Source organism: Massilibacillus massiliensis (assembly GCF_900086705.1).
In the GTDB taxonomy this organism is placed as follows: Bacteria; Bacillota; Negativicutes; order FLKF01; family FLKF01; genus Massilibacillus; species Massilibacillus massiliensis.
Genome location: NZ_LT575483.1, coordinates 1,835,579 through 1,859,264 on the forward strand (window position 1 = coordinate 1,835,579; position 23,686 = coordinate 1,859,264).

General features: G+C 40.8%; 24 protein-coding genes. 3 read left to right on the plus strand and 21 right to left on the minus strand.

Going from position 1 to position 23,686, the window contains the following annotated elements:
- Positions 1-146: 146 nt before the first annotated feature.
- Positions 147-1,967, minus strand: a complete 1,821-nt coding sequence (locus BN6559_RS08860; protein ID WP_110954380.1) for a sigma 54-interacting transcriptional regulator — start codon at positions 1,965-1,967, stop codon at positions 147-149.
- 284 nt (positions 1,968-2,251) lie between these two features.
- On the opposite strand from BN6559_RS08860, the gene BN6559_RS08865 reads away from it, so the two are divergent.
- Positions 2,252-3,265, plus strand: coding sequence for a LacI family DNA-binding transcriptional regulator (locus tag BN6559_RS08865; protein WP_110954381.1), 1,014 nt, complete (start codon positions 2,252-2,254; stop codon positions 3,263-3,265).
- A gap of 171 nt (positions 3,266-3,436) precedes the next feature.
- On the opposite strand, the gene BN6559_RS08870 is transcribed toward BN6559_RS08865, so the two are convergent.
- Positions 3,437-4,630 (minus strand): MFS transporter, encoded by a 1,194-nt coding sequence (locus tag BN6559_RS08870; protein WP_199883872.1) that lies wholly within the window; start codon positions 4,628-4,630, stop codon positions 3,437-3,439.
- A 94-nt stretch (positions 4,631-4,724) separates the two neighbouring features.
- On the opposite strand from BN6559_RS08870, the gene BN6559_RS08875 reads away from it, so the two are divergent.
- Positions 4,725-5,078 carry a MerR family transcriptional regulator gene (locus BN6559_RS08875; protein ID WP_110954383.1) on the plus strand — a complete coding sequence of 118 codons (354 nt, stop codon included), beginning with the start codon at positions 4,725-4,727 and terminating at the stop codon, positions 5,076-5,078.
- 170 nt (positions 5,079-5,248) lie between these two features.
- Here the strand turns inward: BN6559_RS08875 and BN6559_RS08880 are convergent, their stop codons facing one another.
- The 13 genes from BN6559_RS08880 to BN6559_RS08940 all read right to left on the minus strand — a co-directional run bounded on the left by BN6559_RS08880 (position 5,249) and on the right by BN6559_RS08940 (position 17,451).
- Entirely contained in the window at positions 5,249-6,286 is a 1,038-nt protein-coding gene (locus BN6559_RS08880; RefSeq protein WP_199883873.1) for a nucleoside hydrolase, read from the minus strand.
- Between the two features lie 39 nt (positions 6,287-6,325).
- Entirely contained in the window at positions 6,326-7,687 is a 1,362-nt protein-coding gene (gene dcuC, locus BN6559_RS08885; protein WP_199883874.1) for a C4-dicarboxylate transporter DcuC, read from the minus strand.
- Positions 7,680-8,600 (minus strand): ribokinase, encoded by a 921-nt coding sequence (rbsK, locus tag BN6559_RS08890; protein ID WP_110954386.1) that lies wholly within the window; start codon positions 8,598-8,600, stop codon positions 7,680-7,682. Before rbsK ends, dcuC begins: the two co-directional genes overlap by 8 nt.
- A gap of 273 nt (positions 8,601-8,873) precedes the next feature.
- Positions 8,874-9,689: a Cof-type HAD-IIB family hydrolase gene (locus BN6559_RS08895; RefSeq protein ID WP_110954387.1), complete on the minus strand. Its 816-nt coding sequence runs from the start codon at positions 9,687-9,689 to the stop codon at positions 8,874-8,876.
- A 27-nt stretch (positions 9,690-9,716) separates the two neighbouring features.
- Complete coding sequence (locus tag BN6559_RS08900) at positions 9,717-11,027, minus strand: ABC transporter substrate-binding protein (protein ID WP_199883875.1); 1,311 nt, start codon at positions 11,025-11,027, stop codon at positions 9,717-9,719.
- A gap of 12 nt (positions 11,028-11,039) precedes the next feature.
- Positions 11,040-11,714, minus strand: a complete 675-nt coding sequence (locus tag BN6559_RS08905) for a response regulator transcription factor (RefSeq protein ID WP_234407820.1) — start codon at positions 11,712-11,714, stop codon at positions 11,040-11,042.
- Positions 11,689-13,014, minus strand: coding sequence for a sensor histidine kinase (locus BN6559_RS08910; protein ID WP_199883876.1), 1,326 nt, complete (start codon positions 13,012-13,014; stop codon positions 11,689-11,691). The genes BN6559_RS08905 and BN6559_RS08910 overlap by 26 nt, the downstream gene beginning before the upstream one ends.
- A complete protein-coding gene (locus BN6559_RS08915) occupies positions 13,011-13,985 on the minus strand; it encodes a sugar ABC transporter substrate-binding protein (RefSeq protein WP_199883877.1) in 975 nt (324 codons plus the stop codon). The genes BN6559_RS08910 and BN6559_RS08915 overlap by 4 nt, the downstream gene beginning before the upstream one ends.
- Before the next feature lie 171 nt (positions 13,986-14,156).
- Positions 14,157-14,969 carry a PTS system mannose/fructose/sorbose family transporter subunit IID gene (locus tag BN6559_RS08920; RefSeq protein ID WP_110954390.1) on the minus strand — a complete coding sequence of 271 codons (813 nt, stop codon included), beginning with the start codon at positions 14,967-14,969 and terminating at the stop codon, positions 14,157-14,159.
- Positions 14,970-14,971: 2 nt separating this feature from the next.
- On the minus strand, positions 14,972-15,817 hold the full coding sequence (locus BN6559_RS08925) for a PTS mannose/fructose/sorbose/N-acetylgalactosamine transporter subunit IIC (RefSeq protein ID WP_110954391.1): 846 nt from the start codon (positions 15,815-15,817) through the stop codon (positions 14,972-14,974).
- A gap of 91 nt (positions 15,818-15,908) precedes the next feature.
- Positions 15,909-16,403 carry a PTS system mannose/fructose/N-acetylgalactosamine-transporter subunit IIB gene (locus BN6559_RS08930; protein ID WP_110954392.1) on the minus strand — a complete coding sequence of 165 codons (495 nt, stop codon included), beginning with the start codon at positions 16,401-16,403 and terminating at the stop codon, positions 15,909-15,911.
- A 12-nt stretch (positions 16,404-16,415) separates the two neighbouring features.
- Positions 16,416-16,838, minus strand: coding sequence for a PTS sugar transporter subunit IIA (locus BN6559_RS08935; RefSeq protein ID WP_110954393.1), 423 nt, complete (start codon positions 16,836-16,838; stop codon positions 16,416-16,418).
- Positions 16,839-17,163: 325 nt separating this feature from the next.
- Positions 17,164-17,451, minus strand: a complete 288-nt coding sequence (locus BN6559_RS08940; protein WP_110954394.1) for a YciI family protein — start codon at positions 17,449-17,451, stop codon at positions 17,164-17,166.
- Between the two features lie 112 nt (positions 17,452-17,563).
- On the opposite strand from BN6559_RS08940, the gene BN6559_RS08945 reads away from it, so the two are divergent.
- Positions 17,564-18,166: a TetR/AcrR family transcriptional regulator gene (locus tag BN6559_RS08945; RefSeq protein WP_110954395.1), complete on the plus strand. Its 603-nt coding sequence runs from the start codon at positions 17,564-17,566 to the stop codon at positions 18,164-18,166.
- Positions 18,167-18,207: 41 nt separating this feature from the next.
- Here the strand turns inward: BN6559_RS08945 and BN6559_RS08950 are convergent, their stop codons facing one another.
- The 6 genes from BN6559_RS08950 to BN6559_RS08975 form a co-directional block, all read right to left on the minus strand.
- Entirely contained in the window at positions 18,208-18,543 is a 336-nt protein-coding gene (locus BN6559_RS08950) for a hypothetical protein (protein ID WP_110954396.1), read from the minus strand.
- A 92-nt stretch (positions 18,544-18,635) separates the two neighbouring features.
- On the minus strand, positions 18,636-19,646 hold the full coding sequence (hypE, locus tag BN6559_RS08955) for a hydrogenase expression/formation protein HypE (RefSeq protein ID WP_110954397.1): 1,011 nt from the start codon (positions 19,644-19,646) through the stop codon (positions 18,636-18,638).
- On the minus strand, positions 19,627-20,736 hold the full coding sequence (hypD, locus tag BN6559_RS08960) for a hydrogenase formation protein HypD (RefSeq protein ID WP_110954398.1): 1,110 nt from the start codon (positions 20,734-20,736) through the stop codon (positions 19,627-19,629). The genes hypE and hypD overlap by 20 nt, the downstream gene beginning before the upstream one ends.
- Positions 20,723-20,941 carry a HypC/HybG/HupF family hydrogenase formation chaperone gene (locus BN6559_RS08965; RefSeq protein WP_110954399.1) on the minus strand — a complete coding sequence of 73 codons (219 nt, stop codon included), beginning with the start codon at positions 20,939-20,941 and terminating at the stop codon, positions 20,723-20,725. Before BN6559_RS08965 ends, hypD begins: the two co-directional genes overlap by 14 nt.
- A gap of 1 nt (position 20,942) precedes the next feature.
- Complete coding sequence (hypF, locus tag BN6559_RS08970) at positions 20,943-23,186, minus strand: carbamoyltransferase HypF (protein ID WP_110954400.1); 2,244 nt, start codon at positions 23,184-23,186, stop codon at positions 20,943-20,945.
- Entirely contained in the window at positions 23,183-23,686 is a 504-nt protein-coding gene (locus BN6559_RS08975; RefSeq protein ID WP_110954401.1) for a HyaD/HybD family hydrogenase maturation endopeptidase, read from the minus strand. The genes hypF and BN6559_RS08975 overlap by 4 nt, the downstream gene beginning before the upstream one ends.

The following is a 23,686-nucleotide window of genomic DNA, read 5'->3' on the forward strand; positions in this document are numbered from 1 at the left end:
AAGCGCCTTTATTTCTCACAAAACGCAATAAAAACCCGTCTATAAAAATTTAAACGGATTTTTATTATCTTAAATATATTTAGATTTTTCTCATAATTCAGCTAATTTTATTTCAAAAATGAAATTCATATATTACATTTTTGAAACTATTTCATTTTTCTCCATAAAGTTACACGACTCATTCCCATTTTTGCACAGACTTCCTCTGCCGTATGATTTTTTAATAAATACCGTATAATTTCACGTTCCATTTCCTTTAAAGAAAGATCTGTCGATACATAAATACCTTCTTGCTGTGCCTCAGCAACGGGATCTAAAATTTCTACAACCTTTGCAGCATTGATAGTTTCCCCCTCAAAAGCCAAGACTTCTGCTACATTTTTCAATTCTCTAATATTCCCTGGCCAACGATATTCCAGTAAAAGCCTCTCACTCTGCCCATCTAGTTTCCGTATCTCACCTTCACCCCTATGATATTTTTTTAAATAATAATAAAAAATTGGCAGAATATCTTCGCCGCGTTTTTTTAACGGAGGTAATTGCAACTTTAACACATGGATCCGATAATAAAGATCAAAACGAAATTTCCCTTCTTTAGACAGTTTTAATAAATCTTGATTCGTCGCACAAATCACACGAATATCAAGCGGCATAATTTTGTCATCGCCAATTCTCATGATTTCACGTTCCTGCAACACACGCAGCAGACGGCTTTGCACATCCAATGGCATTTCACCAATCTCATCAAGAAAAATTGTCCCCTTATGTGCTAACTCAAAAAGTCCGCACTTTCCAAACTTACGCGCTCCGGTAAACGCACCTTCTGCATAACCAAACAATTCGCTTTCAATTAAGTTAGGCGGCAACGAGGCGCAATTCACCGATATAAAAGGCTGATTCGCTCGCAAGCTTGCATTATGTATGCTTTGTGCCAATCCTTCTTTACCCGTTCCTGTATCTCCATAAATCAAGACATTCGACTTTGACTGCGCGAATTTTTTAGCTGTCATTATAACCTGTTTCATCAGAGGCGAGAATGTTATAATATCTTCAAAATGCCACTTCGCATAGAATCCCTTATTATACATGGACAATCTTATTTTTCGTTCCGTTTTTTCTATACGACTGATCTCTTCAAAAATCAATACATCATTTTCATATTGATGATAAACCTCAAGCGGAATACTTTTCAATAAAATTTGATTATTGCCTATTTCAATGATTTTTTCTTTATCATATCCATCCATTTTATTAAGGATATGACTCGATAATTGCGCTTCACCTCCATTCCTCAATATTTTATTGGCGATTTTATTAGAAAATATCGGCTTTTGTCTGCGATCAAGAATGACTACCCCCTCTTGTATATTATTGATAACTGCATTCATTCGCTCTAGCTGTAGTTTCGATACACCATTAGAATCCACAATATTTTTTGCTTCCTGAATTGCTTTACGAATCGATATTTCTCCCGACTCAATATACGCATGTTGCAAACCGCAAACACTCGCTGCTTCTAATGCCAATTTACAGCCTATTATATATTCAATCCCCTCATTTTCTAAACTCTTTACCCATCTTCCTATTTCATTATCGTTATGACATGGTCGAACTTTAATTTTCGCACCCAAAAAGTTAAAATCGGTTTCTATATTATCAATAATATTATCCTTAGTCACAATTGCAATTCTTCGATATCCTTCATGTAAGGCTTTTTCTATCACCATCAATATATCCGTAAATGAAGTATTGATTTCAACAATTGTCTTCTCCGGCAGAACTTTTAAATCATCCGCTGTCCCTCCACGACTGATCAGAACCGTCGCATTGGGAAAATCTTCGGTTGCCTGCAAAGCGGTTTTATTATTGGCAACAATAACAGGGATAGACAGTTTCATTTCTGAAATAACATATTGGGCAGTATCCGCTATCTTTTGTGATGGCGCGACAAACAAAATCGACTCCATAATTTTCTACTCCTCTTTTACTTTCAGTATATCTACATTTAAACGAAAGATATTTTTTCATCATTTGTAACTTATGATCCAGCAGACCAAACGAACTATGCTTTTTCTCCTCTTAGTATTTCGAAAAATTTTTCATATCTCCTCCGGCATATCTTAGATTTATTTAAGTACTCTCTTTTCAGATAAAAACTCTTTCAACCCATTTCTATTGTACATTTGCTCATAATCGTTTACAATTTAAGCTATATTAAAACAAATCTGTAAATTTATTTTGGAGTAGTAAAATGACAGCAACGATAAAAATGATCGCTCAAAAAGCACAAGTATCCATCGCTACCGTTTCGATGGTTTTAAATAAAAAAGATCAGCGTATTTCTGACAAAACAAGAGAAAAAATCTTGCAAATTGCCGCCGAATTAAATTATCAACCCAATGTCATCGCACAGAGTTTGGTCACTTCCGAAACAAAAACCATCGGACTATTGATCCCCGACGTCGCCAATCCATTTTTCTCCGAAATCGCCAAATGCATAGAAATTCGCTTAAGTAAAGAAAATTACAGCCTGTTTTTATGTAATTCCAATAATAATAAAAAAATAGAGCAAGCCTATATTCAAAATCTTTTAAATCGGAACATTGATGGTCTCATCATATCCTCAGTACATATCAAAAGTTTCCTCGAATCTGAAATTTTACGAAAGACCAAAACGCCATTTTTAATTTTTGACCGCTTAACCAGCCGTGATGATTTTCATACCATTTCCATTGCGGATAAAACCGGCGGCAGATTAGCTGCGAAAGAATTGCTATCTAATCATCACCAAAAATGCGCCTGCCTATGCGGTTCATTAGACTATCAAAACATCAAAAACCGCGTAGATGGCTTTAAGGAAGTTCTTGATCAGCAAGGGCTCACCATTCCCGATGCATTTATCATCGAATCTGATTTAACCATTATGAGCGGATACGAAAGCGCCCGCAAACTCATTGCCCCAATCAAAGACAAACAAATCACCGCTTTATTCTGCTCTAATGATCTAATCGCCTTCGGTGCTTATAAAGCATTTAAAGAGCACAACATCCGCATCCCCAATGATATATCGGTCATTGGATTTGATAATATTGCTTTTTCAGACTACATGATGCCACCATTGACTACTATAGAACAACCCATATCCTCTATCGGTAAAAAAGCAGCAGAAATGATTCTAAATATTATTCATAACAAGCCAAAAACAGCGCAAAAATATACCTTCCCGGTTCGCCTATTAAAAAGAGAAAGTATCAAGCACCTATAAATACAAAAATGAGCCTAAAATTGGACTCATTTTCACTTTTCACTCGTAATCTAACAGTCGCGTGAACTTACTCACCAGTTCTATTTCTTTGGCGTTGAGCATTTTTTGATTGCCTCATTTTAAATGCTTCTTTTTGAAAACGAATCAAATAATTACATCCTATATTTGGAGTTAGAAATTAGGTTTTTTCACAATATTTATATATTTCCTTTGAATAAAAACATTTACTATACAAACCCCGATACTGATAATACAAATTCCAATCCATTGTATATATGAATACGATAAAGATGTGATCAAATTAGAGACAGACGCCATCAATAGATTACAAGACATATAAGCTGTTAATGCCCGACTTTCTTCTTTTCCATATGATGATAAAATAAATGTCTGATTTGTTATGTGTTGTGCTTGCATGGCAGTATCCAGGATTATAATACCAATCACTAAAAGAATGATTGCACCAACAATACTATAAGGAGAAAAAATAGGCACACTCATTAGGACAAACCAAGAGATTCCTAATAAGATCCATGCATACAAAATAACCTTCTCGCCTAATCCTCTGTCAAACAAAGAACCAGCCTTTTTAGAAGCGAGAATTCCTGATATTCCTGCCAAGCCAAATAAACCAATGGTAAAGCTATCAAAATGAAATGGTGTACTTGATAATAAAAACGTAAGCCCCGTCCAAAGAAAATTAAAAACCAAGAAACTACTCATACCAGAAATCATACGTTTTCTCAGCCCCCTCTCATTACGAATCAATCTGGTAATTGATAGCAGCAATTTTGAATATGCAATACCCCCATTTGATTCATTTTTAGATTTTGGAAATAGAAAAAGCGAAATAGAAGAAATGATTAAGCATAGAGTAATTACTAAATAAACTGCACGCCATGAATAAAGTTCTGTAATACTGCCACTAATCATTCTTGAAAGTAATATACCGGATAAGACGCCGCCCATAATAGAAGCAGTCACTTTTCCCTTTCTGCCATTTTCCGTTATACTGCTTGCAAATGAAAGAATCAGCATATTGGCGCAACTATAAAAACCAATCAATAATCCTGCAAATAAAGCTATTTGTATAGATGGCGAAAATGCCATCATAATGTTTGCCAAAATACCAATTAATAAAAATATTTGTGCCAAGCTTCTTCTTTCGTACTTGTCGGCTAGTGGAATAACCATAACCTGTGCGATTCCATTTCCAAAAAAAATCAAAGTCATAAAAATTCCCATTTGGGAAATACTTGAATGAAAATCAGCAGCAAGTTCCGGCAATATTGGCTGCGCAGCATATAGGCTGGTAGTGATGATAAGGCATACTATAGATAAAAATGTTGTTTTCGCTTCACTCACAATATGATAGCTCCCTTCCTTTTCTCATCATTGATAGTATAATAAATGATAGATGCTAGACTTAAGTCTATGTCAATAGGAAAGGAATTACTTTATGGTATATTTAATTGGTGATATATCGAAAGCAACAGGTTTTGGTATCCATACACTTCGATTCTACGAAAAAAAGAATTTAATTTCTCCTAAAAGAGATTCCCGTGACCGAAGAATTTATTCTGAAAATGATTTGTTTCGATTGAAAATTATTAAAAATTTTAAGATTATTGGAACATCATTGGAAGACATTGAATTATATTTCCACTATTTTGATAACGCCAATGAGGGAAAAAAAGAAAGACGGATATTCCTCTTAACTGAAAAAGAAAAAATCAATTTACAAATTGAACATTTAAGAACGGTAGAAAGCTTTATTGACAATATTCTCATCAAGTGCGATCTTGTAAATTAAAGGAGTACCAGGATCCGGGGGAACTACAATCCCGTCCCTGAGATCGCAAACTGCATCGACAAGACACAAAAATACCGACTTGCGTTAAAATCTGTGTATTTAAACGAAATCGTTTCACAGATTTTAGCAAGCCGGCATTTTTAATTAAAATCTATTTTAATTATATGAAATTATTGATCAATTTCAGACTTTGAAAGATTGTGGAACAAAAGTTCAACAAATTTCTTCGAATCGGAATTCAAAGCAACTTTTGCGGTAACAGGATCTTTGCTCTTTTTCGTATTGTGGACATCTGCCACCATGCGTCCATCGCAAATACCGCCAGATATATCAATATCGACATTGGCATCTACAAGTTCCGTAACAACCGATGGATCTATTAAATATGCAACAGCAAGTGCATCATGAATCGGTGCCATATGATTTTCATAACGATATAATACGTTGCTGCTAACTGTTCCTTCTTGATGACGAAGCTCATAATTGTGTGGGGAAACGTCATTCACTTTAAGATTTGCAATTCTAAGTTTCACAATTTCAGCCGATTTAACTGCCGCTGGTGTACCGATTTTAATTAATTCATCACATTCATCTTCGGTAATACATGCACGCCACGTCGCATCAAGCGGTAAAATCACTTTAGGAATTTTAGAATCCATTACAATTTTTGCGGCTTCAGGGTCTGCAAAGAAATTAAACTCTGCTGCAGCACTCGCATTACAACCAGTATGGCCGCCACCCATAATAATAAGTTCTTTAATTTTATCTTCCAATCTTGGTTCAATTCGAAGTGCCATTGCTATATTTGTAAGCGGTCCAACTGCAACTACAGAGATATCGCCCTCTGACTTCATAAGTTTGTCCACCAAATAGAATACAGCATGTTCTGGTTGCACCTTAATTTTCGCCTCTGGCATAGGCAAAAAATCGCCATGGCAATCATTTAACGTAACACGTGGAAGATTTGGTTTTCTTGTTGGAATCTGATTACAAATGATCGGATGTTCACAACCACGATAAACTGGTACATCTGCATTCATAAATTGAACAACACGAAGTGCATTTTCCGTTGTTTTTGGAACAATACGATTTCCATTTACCGTTGTAATTGCAAGCACATCTAAATCTTCCGAATAAAGTGCCAACATAATCGCAATTGCATCATCTGAACCTGGGTCACAGTCTAAAATCATTTTTTTCTTTGTCATTATAAAATTCCCCTCCATTTGATTTTCCTATTTTTATCATCATATCGTAAAGATATAGGAAGCAATTATATTTACAATCAGACCAAGTACCAAAAGCGGTGCTGTTCGTTTTGCAAGAGACATTGGCGCAATATTGGCAACACCAGCAACTGCAATTAAAGCACCGCAAACAGGTGAAGAAGCCCTACCAAGTGCTGTAGCCAATTCCATTGGTAAAAGAAGTGTAAGGGTAGGAACGCCTAACTTTTCTGCAATCTCAGGCGTTAAAGGTCCAAAGGCGAAGAACGGTGCTGCCCCGCTGCCCATAATAACCGCAAAGGCAAAGGTTATACCTGTTAACAATACCATGACAATCAAAACGGCTCCGTGCATCTCCGAAATTAAATTCGTAAATATCGTGATACCACCCAGTATTTTAATTCCTTCAGCAAATACGGAAGCAGAAATAATAATCGATACAACAGAAACAAAGATATCTCCCATTGCTTTTAAAATAACAACCATATCCTTTGGAATTTCCTTGCGATCTACGCGTCTAATAAATTCACAAATAAACGTGACTGCAAAACCAAGAACATTTGCTGTAATTACATCAATTTTTACCGTCGGAATGAAATATGCTACGAAAATAATCGCCAAAGGAACAATTGGCAAGAACGCATAAAAAACAGGAATATCCGGATTTTTTAACGTCACTTCTTCACCTAAAGCATAATTTCCAGTTTCTTTATCTTTCTTATCCATATAACTATAGTAAAACGGCATGACAATTGCAGTTACAATAATGATACACAATGCCACCTTGGATTGATAAAGAATAAATAAATCAACCACATTCATCTGCGCAATATTCGCCATAAAAAGCGTACTGCCATCGTTCGGGCCATAATCAAGACAGAGCAAAGCCAATGTAGATGCCGCTGTCATTGGCGTAATACGAAGTGCAATCAGAATCGGAAATACCGTTGCCAGCATTAAAACGGCAAGACTCGCTTGACTTGTAAGAACTAATTTTAAAGCCATTCCGATAATGAAAACTCCGCTAAGCACAAGATAGCGGTTTTTAATCTTACTAAGTGGTTTACTTGCCAAATAAGCTAATTTGGTCGATGCACCCACATGCTTCATATAAGCCGCGTAACCGGTAACCACCATAATAATTGTACCGATACCGGAAATATTAGACTTAAAAGTCTTCGTTATAAATCCGAAGGTATCCAAAAATACATTTCCAAGCGTAGCTTTTCCTAAAATAGAAGTTCCTGTCAACAAGCTAGCACACATTAAAATAACAACGCCGGAAGCAAAAAATACAAAAATTGCATTATACTTTTTCAAAATAAATTTTGCAACGATAACTGCCGATAAAACCGTTAAAAAAATTAAAAACGCATCAAACATTTCCATTTTCCTCCCCTATCAACTGCATAACCTCTGCTCTGGTCGGGATAGATTCCTGCGCTCCAGTGCGTGTAACACTAATCGCTGCCGCAGCAATCGCTTCTTCAATTGCCGTCTCAACTTTTTCCCCTTTTGCAAGAGCTGCTGTAAAATATCCGCAAAAACAATCACCTGCACCGACAGTATCTACCGCATTTACACGCTTCGCTGCAAACTTACGAACATTTTTATGTGCATCAACATATAAAACACCTTTTTCTCCCAAGGTAACAATCACGCTTTTTACACCATCCGCAATGAGCTTCAAAGCTTTATCTTCCGCACTTGCATTCCCTGCAACCAACTGATGCAGTTCCGTTTCATTCGGAATTACATAATCCACCATTGCTAAAAATTCGTTTTGAATCGACTGAACTGGTGCAGGATTTAAAACAACAAGACAATCCTCTTGCTTGGCAGTTTCAATAGCCGCATAGATCGTTTCAATAGGAATTTCAAGCTGTAAAAGCGCCACACTTACTGCACGCAAAGTCTCACGAAATTCATAAATATGCTGCGGAAGTATCTGATAATTCGCCCCAGGAATTGCGATAATCGCATTATTTCCGGCATCATCAACCGTAACAATCGCATTGCCCGAACTTACATTTTGAAATTTCAGTAAATTTTCTGTGCAAACATTCGCCGACTTTAAAGAATTTTCTAAAATTTCTGCGCATGTATCATCACCAACCGCGCCGAGCATACACGTTTTTGCACCTGCCTTCGCACAAGCATAGGCTTGATTTGCCCCTTTACCACCAGAATGATACGCAATACTGCTGCCCAACACAGTTTCTCCAACAGCGGGAATTCGTGTTGTGCGCACAGAAGTATCGTAATTTAAACTCCCAATTACTGCTACATCGCCCATAGATGCACCTCCTTGATAAATAAATCGAACAAGGTTAAACGTTTAACTTGATTTAATATTAGCATTGCAAAAAATTTTTGTCAATTCTTTTTCTTTTTAAAATCAACAAGATTCGCCAAATTTCCGCATGTATTATTTCCCTAAAAATCTGCGTCAATATAAAAACTGCTATGATCTAGAAGAAGTTTTATCACCAGCCTTCTTCTAGAAGGCTAAATTTTTACTTTTATAAAAATTTACACCGACATAGCAGTTTTTTATCATCTTTTATTTCTATGATTGCAATATACCAATTTTATGGAGAAAATGTGCAATTCCTTCTTCATCATTTGATTTTGTTACTGCAGAAACTCGCTTCTGAATTTCTTCCGGTGCATTTTGCATAGCTACTCCAAGCCCCACAAAATCAAGCATTTCTATATCGTTATAATGATCACCAAATGCAATGGCATCTTCAGGGGATATTCTCATATGCGCTAATAAAACTTCCATTCCTTGCGCTTTTGAAACAGATTGCTCCATAATTTCAACGAGTATCGAGCTGGAACGTACCACACGCACGTCAGAAAATTCAGCACGTAATCTGCTTTCCAACCGTTCGCAAATTTCCGGCTCACACATACATAATAATTTATGCGGCAAAACATTTTGCATAAGCAGCGTCTCAAAATCTGCCTGTTTCGGTACAACACCTGTGATTTTAACTTCCCGTTTTACAGCAGGATGCGCTTGATCTCTTACACACCAAGTATTCCCCGCGTAATAATTTATAACAACATCGGATTTCATTTGCTGCAAATAAGCAAGTACCCGCTTTACCGATTGTTTATGCATCGTACGGCTGTGCAGTTCTTTCCCATTTTCGTCCACAACAAGTGCCCCACTATAGCTAATCATCGGCATACGAAGTTGTATTTCCTGCAAAATCGGTGCAATCGCTTCCGGCATACGCGCAGAAACAAGAACAAACGGCACTTTTTTCGCTGCCAATAGCTGCACCGCTGCAATTGTTCCCGGCAGTACCTTGTGGTCGCGATTCAGTACAGTGCCATCTACATCAGAAAAAACAATTTTATACGAAGGTTTCATTTTCTTCCCCCTTTTCGTATTCAGCAATTAATATTGTAAATACGCATTCATTTCTTTTTGTAATTTATTTAATGCATTATTAAACGGAACTTCATTTGCAATAATTTTCCTCAATTCATTGTCCGCCATGAGCATGGCTGCATGATATTTGCGAAACTTCGGTGCAACAACGCCTTCCTGCATCACTTCACTGAAAATTAAATGATCCATTTTCGCATCCCCGGGTGCATCTTTGCTCAAAATTTGACGTGTATCACTCGCTTCTACTACATCTCTGCGTACTGGCAGCCCTTGTGATTCACGCAATATCAACTTTTGTATTTCTGGATCAGCACAAAGTTGCTTTAAAAAAGCCCCTGCCAAATCTTTATCTCGTGTACGTGCACTCATGCCGACAAGCAGCGTATCTAACTGCGAAAGATTTTTCCCCGAAGGTCCGGCAGGCATTTTTATGCAGTCCCATTCAAACGTAGCATATTTTTTAATCCGCCAAGGATACGGATTATAGGTACGGTATTCTGCAAAAGTAAACGGACGAAAGGCCACTTTTCCCATATCGAAATCTTTTGCCGTAACATTATACCCACGGTTATTGGCCCGTAAATCCATCATAAAGCGAACAACCTCTTCCATCTTGGGATCCGCAAAGTAAGAGAAATTCGCATCACTGCGAAATAAGGTAAGTCCATTCGTAACTGCCGCCTGCTGCCAAGTATAATCATAAACACCAAACTGATCTAAGCTGCCGTCACCATCGATATCCTTCGTCACAGCGCGGCAGATTTCAATAAAATTCTGCCATGTCCAATTGTTATCGGGTACAGCAATTCCTTCCTTACGCAGCAGTGTTTTATTTACGAACATCAAAGTCGGTACACTTTCAAACGGCAGCGCATAAGTTTTTCCTTCATACTCCCCATAAGCCAGCGCCGGTGGGTAATAAACTGCAGCATCAAAAGATGCTGTGTCTTCAAGATCTTGTAATACCCCCATGGACGCATACAAATTAAAATCATCGGATAAGACAAAAAAGACATCTGGTTCCTCGCCCTTTAAAATCTGCTCCGCCAGCCATTCCGCATAATCTTCTTTTTTTATCCCACTTACATACTGTACAGAAACGCCCGGGTGTGCTTCCTCAAATCGGTGTATCGCCGCATCTACCACTGCATAGGAATCTCCTGCCGGCACATTCCAATTGCTGCCTGCGAATACGCCTACCCGCAAAATGCAAGTTTTCTTTTGCTGCTGTGTATAGACAAAACCGCTTCCTGCCAAACAGATTAGAAGCACCAATACCCCGATCATTCTACCTTTACTTCTCTGAAGCCAATGCATGCTCTCCCGCCTCTACCCTTCTTCTTCCATTTGCACCATTCCGGTTTGTACCGCCCAAATGGCAAGCTGTGTACGATCCCGTAAGTTTAATTTACTGAGCACGGCGCTCAGATTATTGCGAACCGTTCCTTCGGAAAGGTTCAAACACGCCGCAATTTCTCGATTTGAAAGCCCTCTGCCCACCTGCTTTACAACCTTACGCTCCGAACGCGTAAGCTCTTGCGTAGCCTTTTCTTCCACCTGGATCGCAAAATTATGCTGCGCCATCTCGGAAAATAGTTTGACGACCTTGGCTATCACATTGGAATTAATCATTGCCCCACCACTTACTACCGTCCGAATTGCCTGCGAAAGCTCAGGCACAGACACGCCCTTAAGCAAATAACCGCTGGCGCCAAACTTCAAAGCATTGTACACATATTCATCATCATCAAACGTCGTTAAGATGATGATTTTAACCTTTGGGTATTGTTCCTTGATGAGATTCGTACACTGTACACCGTCCAGCTCCGGCATTCGGACATCTAAAAGTACCACATCCGGTTGCTGTTTTTTCAGCAATTGCATCATTTCCAGCCCATTTTCCGCCACAGCAAGCACTTCCATATCCACATTCATCTGCAAGACAATCTTCAAACTTTCGCGAATCAGCTCCTGATCATCAGCGATCATTACTTTTATCATCATATCGTCCTCCTATAGGAATCACTGCTTTGATCATAAAACCATTTTGACTTAGATAAAGCAGGCTACCCTTAAATAAAGCAATCCGCTCCTGCATATGACGAAGACCGAACCCCGGCGTAATTTGACTGCACCCACTGCCATTATCCTGCAGGACAATTTCTAATCCATCCATCTTCATTCGTACAGAAATTTTAACTTTTGTCGCTTTCCCATGCCGATTTGCGTTGGTCAGCCCTTCCTGTACAATACGATATATCACTTCTTCTTCATCTTCACGCGAAACCTTTGGCCATTCTTCTTGTATCCATAGGATGCACATCCCGGTTGAAGCCGAAAACTCATCGACCATTTGGTGCAGTGCTTCCGGCAGCGAAAGCCTTTCCAATACATCCGGACGCAACTTTTTTACAGAACGTCGGATATCTGTGATTCCATGCTTTGCCGTCTCTCTGATTTTCTGCAACTGCGACTTCGTAAATTCCGGAGCGGCATCTATGGTTGCAAGACAAGCATCAATGCCCGCCGTAATACCCGTAAGCGCATGTCCCAGTGTATCGTGAATTTCCCGTGCCAAGCGATTTCGTTCTCGCGTTTCCGCCATACGTTCTGCCTCAATTGCATAAGATCTAAGCTGATCATTTGCAACATTCAACTGTGTATTTAAAGACTTTATTCGTTCTTTTTCTTGTTGCTGGTTTTGCATGAGCATCGTCATATAAAGCACAAAAATCACCAAATTAAGCGAAGTAAATATATTGCACACCGTTTTTAGCATGCCTTGCACCGCCAGCGTATAATAAGAAAAATACGCTTCAATCGGAACAATCTTCATTTGCAAAGCAGCAAGATTATAATTTGCAATCAGATAAAGTCCGAGCATTGCCGCCAGTAATATAACCCGCTGTCTTTTGCCCTCATAGCCCTGCACCAAATCCGCTACAACCAGCAAAACAACGCCGTCATACGCCATATTAATGCTGCGCATGACCAAAATACAAAAGAAAACTTCCAGCCCAATCAGGCTATACTTCAAGGCAAAATTTTGTATCTTCCCGCCTCGATAAATAGAGCTCAAGCCAAATAAACATAAAAAAAATACAATTGCCAGTGAAAAAATCTGTTGTGCCGGCCATGGAACAGCCGAAAGAGAATCTATAAACGGACGTGCCGTCATAGATTGTACAATTTTATTCTGTGTCACATACATAAAACCTGCCAAAAGAACAATGACCATACCATTAAAAAGATACAGTACATCATGCAATACCGATACGGTCAATCTGCGGCGAAGCTGCATCATCCGTCCCATCCCTCCAGTATTTCACTCGCTACATTTTCCTTTGTCAAAAGACGTGTCGGCAGCTTAATCAATCTTTCTTTATTTGCCCCTGCTAAGATTTCATACGCTTTGGCTGCTGCTAATCGACCAATGAGGCGCGGAGACTGCGCTGCGGTTGCTGTCATATGTCCCTGCACAATCATGTCCTTTGTTTCCGGTGCACCATCCACACCATATACCATAACCTGCTTTAATTTCCCCGCATTTTTGAGCGCAGCCATCGCCCCCATTGCCGCCGGATCATTGAGTGACATAACAATATCAATCTTCTCATGCTTTTGCAAAAGCTCCTCCATCACCGGCATCGCCAGCTCTAACTGCCCTTTACACTCCGCGCTGTCAATGATCTGAAATGCAGGATACTTTGCAATGGTATCTTGAAAACCTTGGATACGGTCAACTGCTGATTTTGCTTCTGAATGCAGCAATAAAACAATATTTCCGCCTGCAGAGTGAGACACCAAGTGCTGTGCACATTCTACGCCTGCCATATAATTATCTGAAACTACCGTACAAGCTACCAACGTATCATCTTCAACATTGGTATCAATCACCACAACAGGAACCCCCGCCTGCTTTGCCATTGTAAGTGCCGGACCAATCTCTTTCCAATCCACCGCATTTAGAAATAAAACCTCTATACCACTATGAAGAAGTTCCTCAATCTCGTCCATTTGACGCTCCATATTCAGCGCCGGATCCCGCGTCAGTAAAAGATCACCATGATTCTCTACAACTGCGCGGATTTCTTCATCCACAACTTCATAAAAAGGATTATTCAACGTCATATAAACTGCACCAAATTTAAGTCGATGCTCATTTTGTCGCAATGAATAATCCGTTTCAATCATCTTGTGTATTTGTAAAAAAAGAAACATACTGCATAAAAAAACGGCAATCCCACTTAACACGCATCGATAGGTCTTCTTCATAGCTCCTCCACGCACAAATAATAGATTTACTAAAAGTATACTACATTCAAAAAGAAAATAGCGATGACAATGACAAAAAAGGGATGATATGGCACACACTCCGCCTATCCATCCCTTTCATGCAACATTGCTTTGTTTCTGCCACGCACAAGACTTTATATTTTTCTTGCTCTAGTACGATAATCCAGGATCAAAGAACCCGGTTAGAACACCAACGAAAGCAATCACAACCAATAACAGCATCACCATCGTTGGCGAAATATTTTTCTTCGTCATGAGCCACCAACAAAACACCACTGCCAGCCCAGAAAGCATTTTAGGATAAATTCCATCTAAAGTCTTTTGCAGCTCCCCGCCGCCCGGTAAAACCAGTGCCGTATGAATGTTAATCCAAGAAGCTGCCACTGCACCGATGACAATCGTACCAATCATAATGATCGAATCCCGAATCGCCTGCGCTTGCTCACCGACAAGCAGTTCCACCGCTTTACCGCCAAGATCATACCCTTTAAAGTAAGCAAAACGCATACCAAACCACATCAAAAGATTCCAGACGACGATATAAAAAATCGCTCCCAATGGACTTCCACCAGTGGATAAGCCCAACCCGATACCAAGCAAGACCGGAATCAGTGTACCAACAATCATCGAATCGCCAATCCCCGCCAGCGGCCCCATAAGCCCTGCACGAATACCGTTGATCGCTTCACTGTCAATTGGCTGTCCGTTGGCTTTTGCCTCCTCAAGGCCTGCAGTCATCCCGACAACCAAAGCACCAATTTGCGGTTCTGTATTGAAAAAAGCCGTATACGTCTGCATCGCTAACTTCTTCTGTTCCTTTGTATCATAAAGTTCATCGACAACCGGAAACATTGCACACAAATAGCCAAACGTTTGCATATGTTCCTGAGAAAAACAGGTTAAATTTCCATAGAACCACGATAAAAACGATTTATTCAAGGTTTTAGTTGATAGTTTTTTCATGATTAAATATCCTCCTCATCATCGTCATCGGAAACCGCAGCCCCTGCAGCGACACGCTTCGTCTGCAGCATACTAATTTTATAATTGACAATAGCGAAAAAGGTTCCGATAATCGCTGAAGCAATCAGATTTAAACCCAAGCAGGCTGCCAAGGTAAAACCAAAAAAGAATGTAATAAAATCCAGTACTTTTTTTACAACCTGTTTTAGAAGAATTGCAACCCCAACTGCCGGAAGCAGACTGCCTACCGTAAACAAAGTCTTCATCGCAATCCCATCCATCGGCAGATACGCTTTCATCACATCTACCATACCGGCACCTGACAGCGTGATAATAAAAGTCGGCAAGAAAGAAAAAACCAAGTGAGAAATCCACGGCAACCCCATATCTACAAGATATAATTTACCAAAATCGCCTTTTTCTACTGCTTTCCAACCGATATGCTGCCAGATTAGATTCATGGTTGCAGTTCCATAAAAGAGTACCGTCCCCAAGGTACCAACGGCTGCTCCGAGTGCTGCAGCCATCGCTTGTGCCTGCGGCGAAGCCGAATCAAGCCCCATTCCCTTTACGGCACAAATCGCCAAGGGAATTCCAATATAACTGACCGCACGTACGTCTGCGGACACAGTACCTCCGGGGGTTACCAATGCGATATAAATGACCTGAATCGCAGCTCCGATAATAATACCGGATTGCACATCACCTAAAATAAGACCTACGATCAGACCAGCTACTAAAGGACGCCCCAGCGTATAATTTCCAAAAGTCGTACCACCCAAGCCCGGCATACTTGACAGGCATGCACAAAGTCCCAGCAAAGCTGCTTGTATTACATGAATTTCCATGAATAAGTCCTCGCTTTCTCTTCATTAAATAACTGGCGACTTAACGCAGACAAGATTTTAAGCCCGCCTGAATTTTCGTCATCGGAGTTTGTTAATTAAAACCAAATCTACTGCGGAACTTCTTCCAATTGCCAATCGCCTTTTCCTTAATCAAGGCAAATTCGATCTCATACCCCGCTTGCATAATCGCTTCCAATGCATCTGCTTCGTCTTGTGTGATTGCCTGATTATTACCCAGTTGCTGTGTTCCCGGACGATCGTTGCAGGGCCCTATAATAATCGTTTGAATTCCTGGATTAAATTTTTGATCCACTAAAATTTTTTTCATATCAATTGGATCTTTTGTAATTAAAAAATACTGTGTATCACTTTCCATGACTTTTTGGCATTTTTTCTGCCATTCTTCCATTGTCCAAACAAACGTCTTTTTTTCCGAGGCATTTTTATACGCCGCCTTTAAGATTGGATTCGTCGCTGCAACATCATTGACAGCAATGAGCCCATCACAAGGATACTCCAGCGCCCAGCGCGTGCAAGTTTGCCCATGTATCATACGATCATCCACGCGAACAAATGTAATTGACATATCCGTTCCTCCTCAAATTTCCTCATCCTCTGCAATCTCAATTGCAAACTCCTGCACGGCATTCCGTGCTTCACCCAGCAGCATTTTTCCCAATTCATCGGGCGATGTATTTTCACCGCTGAGAGCTGCCATCAAGGCCATCGGCAAATTCATTCCCCCAAATGCTCGCGTCTGCATGAACAGGCCTTTATCTGCTAATACCTTCATTGCGGTCGTTAATGGAGAACCACCCAAAATATCCCCTAAAAGGATGATGCGGTCTTGCGCTGTAATCGGTGCAATTAATTTTTCAACAGCAGCGGCATACCGTTCTGCGCCTAATTCTTCTTTCAACCCAACCGCTAAAACATTTTCACGTTTACCTACGATCATCTCTAAAGCACTTTGCAACCCCTGTGCAAAGTCCCCATGACTCACTAAAATCAAATAAAACATAACGCCCTCCCATCGTCACACAATTTTAATAATTTATAAATTTCGGATAATTATGATTTTAGCAAACCGGGAAAGGAAAAACAGCTGTACAATGTCACCACTTTCGCTTGATTTACATGACATTTGTCATGTAAATCAACAAAACGTACGCCGGATACAATATACAACAGATAAAAATCATATTGCCGGAATTATAAAAAACAAAGCAAACTAGAGAAAGTGAGGAACCTCCTATCGCACTGAGATTTCTCGCTTCTTCTAGTTTGCTTTCAAGCTATTACTTCATCATGATCCAATCTTCGCTATCCCCCTTACTCTGTCTGCGTCAAAGCAAAGCGCAATTAAACAGATCCGATGCTTTCGATGGAACAAATTCCACAATTTCATATTTGGCAATTTTTTCTCTGTAAAATGGATCATTTTGTATAATTGTCTCTGCTTCGTCTTTATCTTTACAATTGCAAAGAATAATGCCGCCTGTCCGCGGAACTTTACGCCCCGAGCAGATAAATACATTCCTTTGATAATATTGATCCAAAAACCGAATATGATCAGACAAGAATTGCTCAACTTCGGCAAGGGGTTTCCTATACGTTAAATTAAGAATAAACATATTGTACCTCCCATAAAAATATGATAAAATTTTAATGACCGCAGTCAGTGACTACGGTCATTATTATAAATATACATTACACAATTGTCAATATTACGCGAGGTACAATAAGATGAAACAAAAAAATAGTCGAAAAGAAAAAGCTGCTGCAACAAAAAAGATAATTTTTGAAACAGCAGTACAACTGATTAAAAGTAAAGGTTATTACAATATTACCGTGAGCGAAATCTGCAAAACTGCCAAAATAGCAAAAGGGTCTTTTTATCTCTATTACAATGCCAAAGAAGATATCGTAAGAGAAAGCTACTATGCTGATATGGGCGAATACATACAAGAACATTACAATGCATTCACATCTGCATGTCCAACTAGTTCCAGGATTGAACGTATTATCTATTTCTTAAATTTAGAATGCGCATTTGCTGAATACACCGGCTATGAACTTACTTGTTTAGCATACGCGTTAAATCTAAACGCCTGCTTGCCTGGCCCATCAGAACATACTGAAAAAAGATTTTTCAGTAAAATTTTATATGACGAAATCGCCCAAAGTCCGACCAAGTCCGTGTTTTCATGTGATGAAATTTACTGCTATTTGGAGAGCATGATACGAGGTTTGATGGCAACCTGGTGCTTTTCTAATCAATCCTTCAGCATCGTTTCATATGGTAAAAAATATATCGATCATGCAGTTTACAGTATATATCAAACTTGACCGGCTTCAGCATAATCGCGCAATTCCAGTCCTTTCTAACACTAGCATTGTCGTTGGCGCAGGAATCCGTTAGTATTAACGCTTCCATTGAAGCAGGACAAGGCTTTATTGTCGCAGCAATTTACTTGACCTTCTTCAATGCAGATATTTCTGCTTCTGCCTGAAGCTGTCGTATGCAGCAGTCCGTCATATTCCGCATCAAGTTCCTCTGTCCGATGCAAGAGTGCCTTCATGATATCGGTATTTTCTCTTGTCTGTGATGCGCTCGACTGAATCGCTTCCGTATTAGCCTTCGTCTGCAATGCGACCGATTGTATTGCATCCATATCGAACTTCATTTGAGATAAAATTTTTTCTAGAAGGTCACGATCCGTCATTTTTCTAACCTCATAGGTTCATTCTAATCTGTAAATATCTTTTTGTGCAGAGCTAACACTTGACTCAAATCATTTACAAAGAGCCTATGTATTTAACAAATCCTAGGGATTGGTCCACCGATTGGCATATCAACGATGCGGATTCCTCCGATACTGGTGCGCATACCGACTTGACCGGCTGCATCGGCAGTTACTTTGCCAATGATACGTGCATCTTGCCCATACGGATGCGCATGCATCATATCCAGCAACTCTCTACTGTATTTCGCATCAACAAAAGCGACAAGTTTCCCTTCATTGGCCAAATAAAGCGGATCAAATCCTAAAATTTCGCAAACCGCTTCAACTTCCGGTCGAACAGGAATCGCTTCTTCTTCGAGCAAAATTCCTGTTCCCGATTGCTCTGCAATCTCATTGAGGGTTGCCGCTACACCACCGCGCGTTGGATCACGCAAAACAGCAATTTGCGGTACAACCGTCAGCATTTCCTTCACCAGTCCATTCAGTGGTGCACAATCACTTTGAATGGAGGATGGTAAAACCAGTTCATGACGGCCTGACATAATCGCAGTCGCATGATCGCCAAGGTACCCGCTAAGAATAATATCCTGCCCTGGCTGTACTTGTTTCGGTGAAATATTGGTGCCTTCTATGATATCGCCAATGCCAGCCGTATTGATATAAATGCCGTCTCCGGCACCTTTATTCACCACTTTTGTATCACCCGTAACGATCATAACACCTGCTTCTTTCGCAGCTTTACACATACTTTCAACAATCTTGCGTAAATCAGCAATCGGGAAACCTTCTTCTAAAATCATACCTACAGACAAATAACGCGGTACTGCACCGGACATCGCTAAATCATTAACCGTTCCGCATACTGCCAGCTTGCCGATATCACCACCGGAAAAAAATAACGGCTTAACTACATAAGAATCGGTTGTAAACGCAATTTTTTTACCTGCTGTGGTAACGGAGGCACCATCGTGCATTTCATTGAGTACAGGATTGCCGTACGCCGGCAAAATCACCTTTTCCATAAGCTCCTTGCTCAATTTTCCACCGCTGCCATGTTCCATTTTAATTCTTTCCTGTTCCATAGTGGTACCTCCCGCTTCCATATTTATACCAAGCAGCACAAGAACCTTCAACGGATACCATACATGCGCCAACTGGATGCTGCGGTAAACATGCCTTGCCGAAAAGCCGGCATTCAACTGGTTTAATCAAACCGCGCAGTACTTCACCGCATCGACAGGCCGTTTGTTTGGTTACTTTTTCTAGCTGCATCGGCAAAGCCACCTGCGCGTCAAAAGCTTGATAACACGGCCTTACACGTAATCCCGATGTTGGTATTACACCGATACCCCGCCATACGGCATCGTCATATTCATAAACCTCTGTCAACACTTGCCACGCGGCTGGATTCCCATTTGCCTTAACTACTTGACGATAGGCATTTTCTACTGCCGGCTTGCTTGCATGAATCTGTTTCGCCAGCATATAAACAGCCTGTAAAATCTCCAATGGTTCAAAGCCGCCAATCACTGCGGGCATTTGATATTCTCCCGGCAAAAAATGAAACGGTGCTTCACCGATCACCGCGCAAACATGTCCGGGCAAGATAAAACCATCCACCTTGACCTCAGGATCGGATAGTAATGCTTGGAGTGCCGGCGGCACCAATTTATGTGCTGATAAGACAAAAAAATTATCAATCTTTCTAGCTTTCGCTTGCAACACCGTTGCCGCCGCCAATGGGGCAGTCGTTTCAAAACCAACCGCTAAAAAAATCACTTTTTTCTCGGGATGCTTTACCGCGACTTCCAAGCTTTCAAGTGGTGAATATACGATACGTATATCCGCCCCCTCCGCTTTTACTTCACCTAAGCTCGATGCAGAACCGGGTACTTTGAGCATGTCACCAAAAGTCGTTATAATGACATCTTCCCGTTTTGCATAAGCAATTGCCTGATCCATATAATCGTCCGGCGTTACACATACAGGACAGCCTGGGCCACTGACCAATTCCACCTGCGGCGGCAGTACTTGTCGAATACCCGCGCGAAAAATCGCAACGGTATGCGTACCGCAGACTTCCATTAACCGCACCGGGCGGGTAATGAGCCGATCAATTTCTTGCAGCAGAAAATCGGCAATTTTTTTTGTTTCCTGTTTAGCCAAGGCCATTCATCTCCTTCAGCAACCGTGTGGTATACTCGGCCTCTTCTTGGTCAATGATCTGCATCGCAAAACCCGCATGCACAAGTACAAAATCACCAACTTTGGCTTCCGGCAAAAGCAGTAAACTCACGTCTCTCTGAACACCATTTATTTCAACCACCGCCAACTGATCCTTTTTCTCTACAATTTTTGCTGGTACTGCTAAACACATACTAACGCCCCCTTTTCCTCGCAACTGCGGCCTGCCCTAATGAGATTCCGCCATCATTGGTCGGAACTTTACAATTGAGCAAAACCGTAAACTCTTTTTCTAGCAAACAACAGACTTGCGTTAAAAGCGTCATATTTTGAAAAACTCCGCCGCTTAATGCTACTTTACGTATACCAGTGCTCTTACTGAGTCGCTGCACCATGTCATAAATAGCCGCTGCCACCGTACAATGAAAATCTGTCGCCAATTGTGCCTGTGAAGCACTCGATATGCGCGCCAGCATCGCTGCAAAAGTAGGCTGAAAGTCCAGTACGTGCTGCGCTGTAATATCATACGGTAAAACCTCGCCACGACTATTACACGCAGCCAATTCAAGTTCAACAGCTGCCTGTCCTTCATAGTGATTATACAGTCTAAGTCCAAGCAGTGCCGCAGCCGTATCAAAAAGTCTCCCTGCACTTGAGGAAAGCGGTGCATTGATGCCCTTATCCGTCGCTTGCAGTAAAAGGTCCCAGCCCCTTGGCAAACACTGTGTAAACTTCGTCTGTCTCTCTAAAAAATCATCACCATATAACGCTCGCATCATCCATACAGCCTGACGCCAAGGTTCACGCACCGCCTTCTCTCCGCCCGGCAGCGGCAAATACGAGCAATGCCCCAGACGTTGATAGGTTGCGCAATCCGCGAGTAGAAATTCGCCGCCCCAAAGCGTACCGTCATCACCATACCCCGTACCATCAAAAGCCACGCCAATCACCGGCTCCGTCAAATGATGTTCCGCTAACACAGAAGCAATATGTGCATGATGATGCTGTACCCCAATACTCGGAAGATCTAGCTGTTTTGCGTATTTTGTCGATAAATATTCCGGATGCAGATCGTAGGTAACAAACTCCGGCTTGATATCAAATAATCGTTCATAATGTCCTATCATTTCTACATAGGAATGCAGCGTTTCTTGATTCGCCAAATCACCAATATGGGCACTGACAAAGGCTGCGTCCTGTTTCGTTAAGCAAAAGGTATTTTTTGCTTCCCCTCCACAGGCCAAAACCATCGGCCCCGTCTTGTCCAGATGAATCGGCGCCGGCGCAAAGCCGCGACTGCGTCTTAAAATATAGGGTTTCTCCCGAACTACACGCGCGACTGAATCATCCACACGACAATAAATTTCACGGTTATGTAACAAAAAATAATCGGCAATATCTTTTAGCCGTGCATACGCATCCTTATCTTTATAAGCAATCGGTTCTTCACTCACGTTCCCACTCGTCATGACCCATATATCATCATCTTTTAATAACAGATGATGCACAGGTGCATAAGGCAGCATAATGCCCAGATAAGAATTACCTGGTGCAACAGTCTCTGCGAGCATTGTTTCAGCTCTTCTTTTCAATAGAACGATCGGTGCAGCTGCGCTCGTCAGCATTTCTTTTTCTCTTGCAGAAACAAAACAAAGCTGTTCTATTTTTGCCAAGCTGCCGCACATCACCGCAAAGGGTTTATCCTCCCGAATCTTTCGTGTACGCAGCGCAGTTACCGCCGCTTTATTGGTTGCATCACAAACCAAATGATAGCCACCGATTCCTTTTATCGCGAAAACAGCACCGTCTTTGATCCGCGCACGCGCTTCTTTCAAGGGATCATTACACTTTATTGTCTGCCCTTTTTGATCGAGCAGACAATAAGACGGTCCACAAACAGCGCAAGCATTCGGCTGTGCATGAAAACGGCGATTCAAAGGATCATCATACTCTCTTTGGCAATCTCTACACATGCGAAACCGTTCCATCGTCGTTTTAGGACGATCATACGGTACATCTTTGAGGATTGAATACCGCGGCCCACAGTTCGTACAATTCGTAAATGCATAACCATAGCGCCGATCTTCTGCATGTTTTAATTCACGTCTGCAATCTGGACAAGTCGCAAGATCGGGTGATATAAACGCAAATCTTTTCTTTGCTGCCTGGCTCTCCTGAATGACAAAGTCCTTTTCCGACTGCAAAGTTAATTCACTTTGCACTAAATCAGCAATCATCGCCATAGCTGGCTTTCTTTCTTTCAACGCTTTCACGAAGCTTTCAATTACAGTCTCTTCGCCCTCAACTTCAACCCAAACACCTTTTTCATCGTTCAAAACAAAACCATGAAGTTTATATTCCTGCGCCAACCGATAAACAAAAGGGCGAAATCCGACGCCCTGTACAATACCAGTTACGCGGATACCCGCCCTTTTCATATCGTATGTACGCTTTGTTTCGTTTTAAATGCAGGCACGATCTGCCACGCCTTTAACTCTTTTAAAACAAGCGCTTTCGCTTGTTCTACCAACCCTGACATCTCTTTTGTCAGGCCAACACCGGCTTCTACAACAAAAGGCTCCGCCCCCATGACAATGACTTCACCTACAGGCTGTTCGGTAACTTCAAGTGCAGCGAGTACATCTTGAATGCCAAGTTCATGCATCGAAACTTTTTCCTGAAAATAAGCTTTTACTTCTTCATTGGCAAAGCGAAAAAATGTTCCGGGTGCACTATCTCCATTAATGGCATCGACAATGATTAATTTATCCGTACCGATGATAAAATTCATCAGCTCCATACCGAGTGTTCCGCCATCAAGCACTTGCACATGTTCCGGAAAATCATAGGCTTGCTGTAACTGCTCAACAACATGAACACCAAAGCCTTCATCCTGCAAAATAATATTGCCAATTCCCAGCACAGTAATTTTTTCCAT

Bases quoted from the DNA above. Each gene is read 5' to 3' on its own strand.
- BN6559_RS08920 (WP_110954390.1), bottom strand. From the start codon at position 14,969: ATGAAAAAACTATCAACTAAAACCTTGAATAAATCGTTTTTATCGTGG.
- hypD (WP_110954398.1), bottom strand. From the start codon at position 20,736: ATGGCCTTGGCTAAACAGGAAACAAAAAAAATTGCCGATTTTCTGCTG.
- BN6559_RS08880 (WP_199883873.1), bottom strand. From the start codon at position 6,286: ATGACAAAGAAAAAAATGATTTTAGACTGTGACCCAGGTTCAGATGAT.
- BN6559_RS08965 (WP_110954399.1), bottom strand. From the start codon at position 20,941: ATGTGTTTAGCAGTACCAGCAAAAATTGTAGAGAAAAAGGATCAGTTG.
- dcuC (WP_199883874.1), bottom strand. From the start codon at position 7,687: ATGTTTGATGCGTTTTTAATTTTTTTAACGGTTTTATCGGCAGTTATC.
- BN6559_RS08930 (WP_110954392.1), bottom strand. From the start codon at position 16,403: ATGTCAATTACATTTGTTCGCGTGGATGATCGTATGATACATGGGCAA.
- BN6559_RS08860 (WP_110954380.1), bottom strand. From the start codon at position 1,967: ATGGAGTCGATTTTGTTTGTCGCGCCATCACAAAAGATAGCGGATACT.
- BN6559_RS08905 (WP_234407820.1), bottom strand. From the start codon at position 11,714: ATGATGATAAAAGTAATGATCGCTGATGATCAGGAGCTGATTCGCGAA.
- BN6559_RS08925 (WP_110954391.1), bottom strand. From the start codon at position 15,817: ATGGAAATTCATGTAATACAAGCAGCTTTGCTGGGACTTTGTGCATGC.
- BN6559_RS08895 (WP_110954387.1), bottom strand. From the start codon at position 9,689: ATGAAACCTTCGTATAAAATTGTTTTTTCTGATGTAGATGGCACTGTA.
- BN6559_RS08875 (WP_110954383.1), top strand. From the start codon at position 4,725: ATGGTATATTTAATTGGTGATATATCGAAAGCAACAGGTTTTGGTATC.
- BN6559_RS08910 (WP_199883876.1), bottom strand. From the start codon at position 13,014: ATGATGCAGCTTCGCCGCAGATTGACCGTATCGGTATTGCATGATGTA.
- BN6559_RS08900 (WP_199883875.1), bottom strand. From the start codon at position 11,027: ATGCATTGGCTTCAGAGAAGTAAAGGTAGAATGATCGGGGTATTGGTG.
- BN6559_RS08950 (WP_110954396.1), bottom strand. From the start codon at position 18,543: ATGACGGATCGTGACCTTCTAGAAAAAATTTTATCTCAAATGAAGTTC.
- BN6559_RS08915 (WP_199883877.1), bottom strand. From the start codon at position 13,985: ATGAAGAAGACCTATCGATGCGTGTTAAGTGGGATTGCCGTTTTTTTA.
- BN6559_RS08945 (WP_110954395.1), top strand. From the start codon at position 17,564: ATGAAACAAAAAAATAGTCGAAAAGAAAAAGCTGCTGCAACAAAAAAG.
- BN6559_RS08975 (WP_110954401.1), bottom strand. From the start codon at position 23,686: ATGGAAAAAATTACTGTGCTGGGAATTGGCAATATTATTTTGCAGGAT.
- BN6559_RS08935 (WP_110954393.1), bottom strand. From the start codon at position 16,838: ATGTTTTATTTGATTTTAGTGAGTCATGGGGACTTTGCACAGGGGTTG.
- BN6559_RS08865 (WP_110954381.1), top strand. From the start codon at position 2,252: ATGACAGCAACGATAAAAATGATCGCTCAAAAAGCACAAGTATCCATC.
- BN6559_RS08940 (WP_110954394.1), bottom strand. From the start codon at position 17,451: ATGTTTATTCTTAATTTAACGTATAGGAAACCCCTTGCCGAAGTTGAG.
- hypF (WP_110954400.1), bottom strand. From the start codon at position 23,186: ATGAAAAGGGCGGGTATCCGCGTAACTGGTATTGTACAGGGCGTCGGA.
- rbsK (WP_110954386.1), bottom strand. From the start codon at position 8,600: ATGGGCGATGTAGCAGTAATTGGGAGTTTAAATTACGATACTTCTGTG.
- hypE (WP_110954397.1), bottom strand. From the start codon at position 19,646: ATGGAACAGGAAAGAATTAAAATGGAACATGGCAGCGGTGGAAAATTG.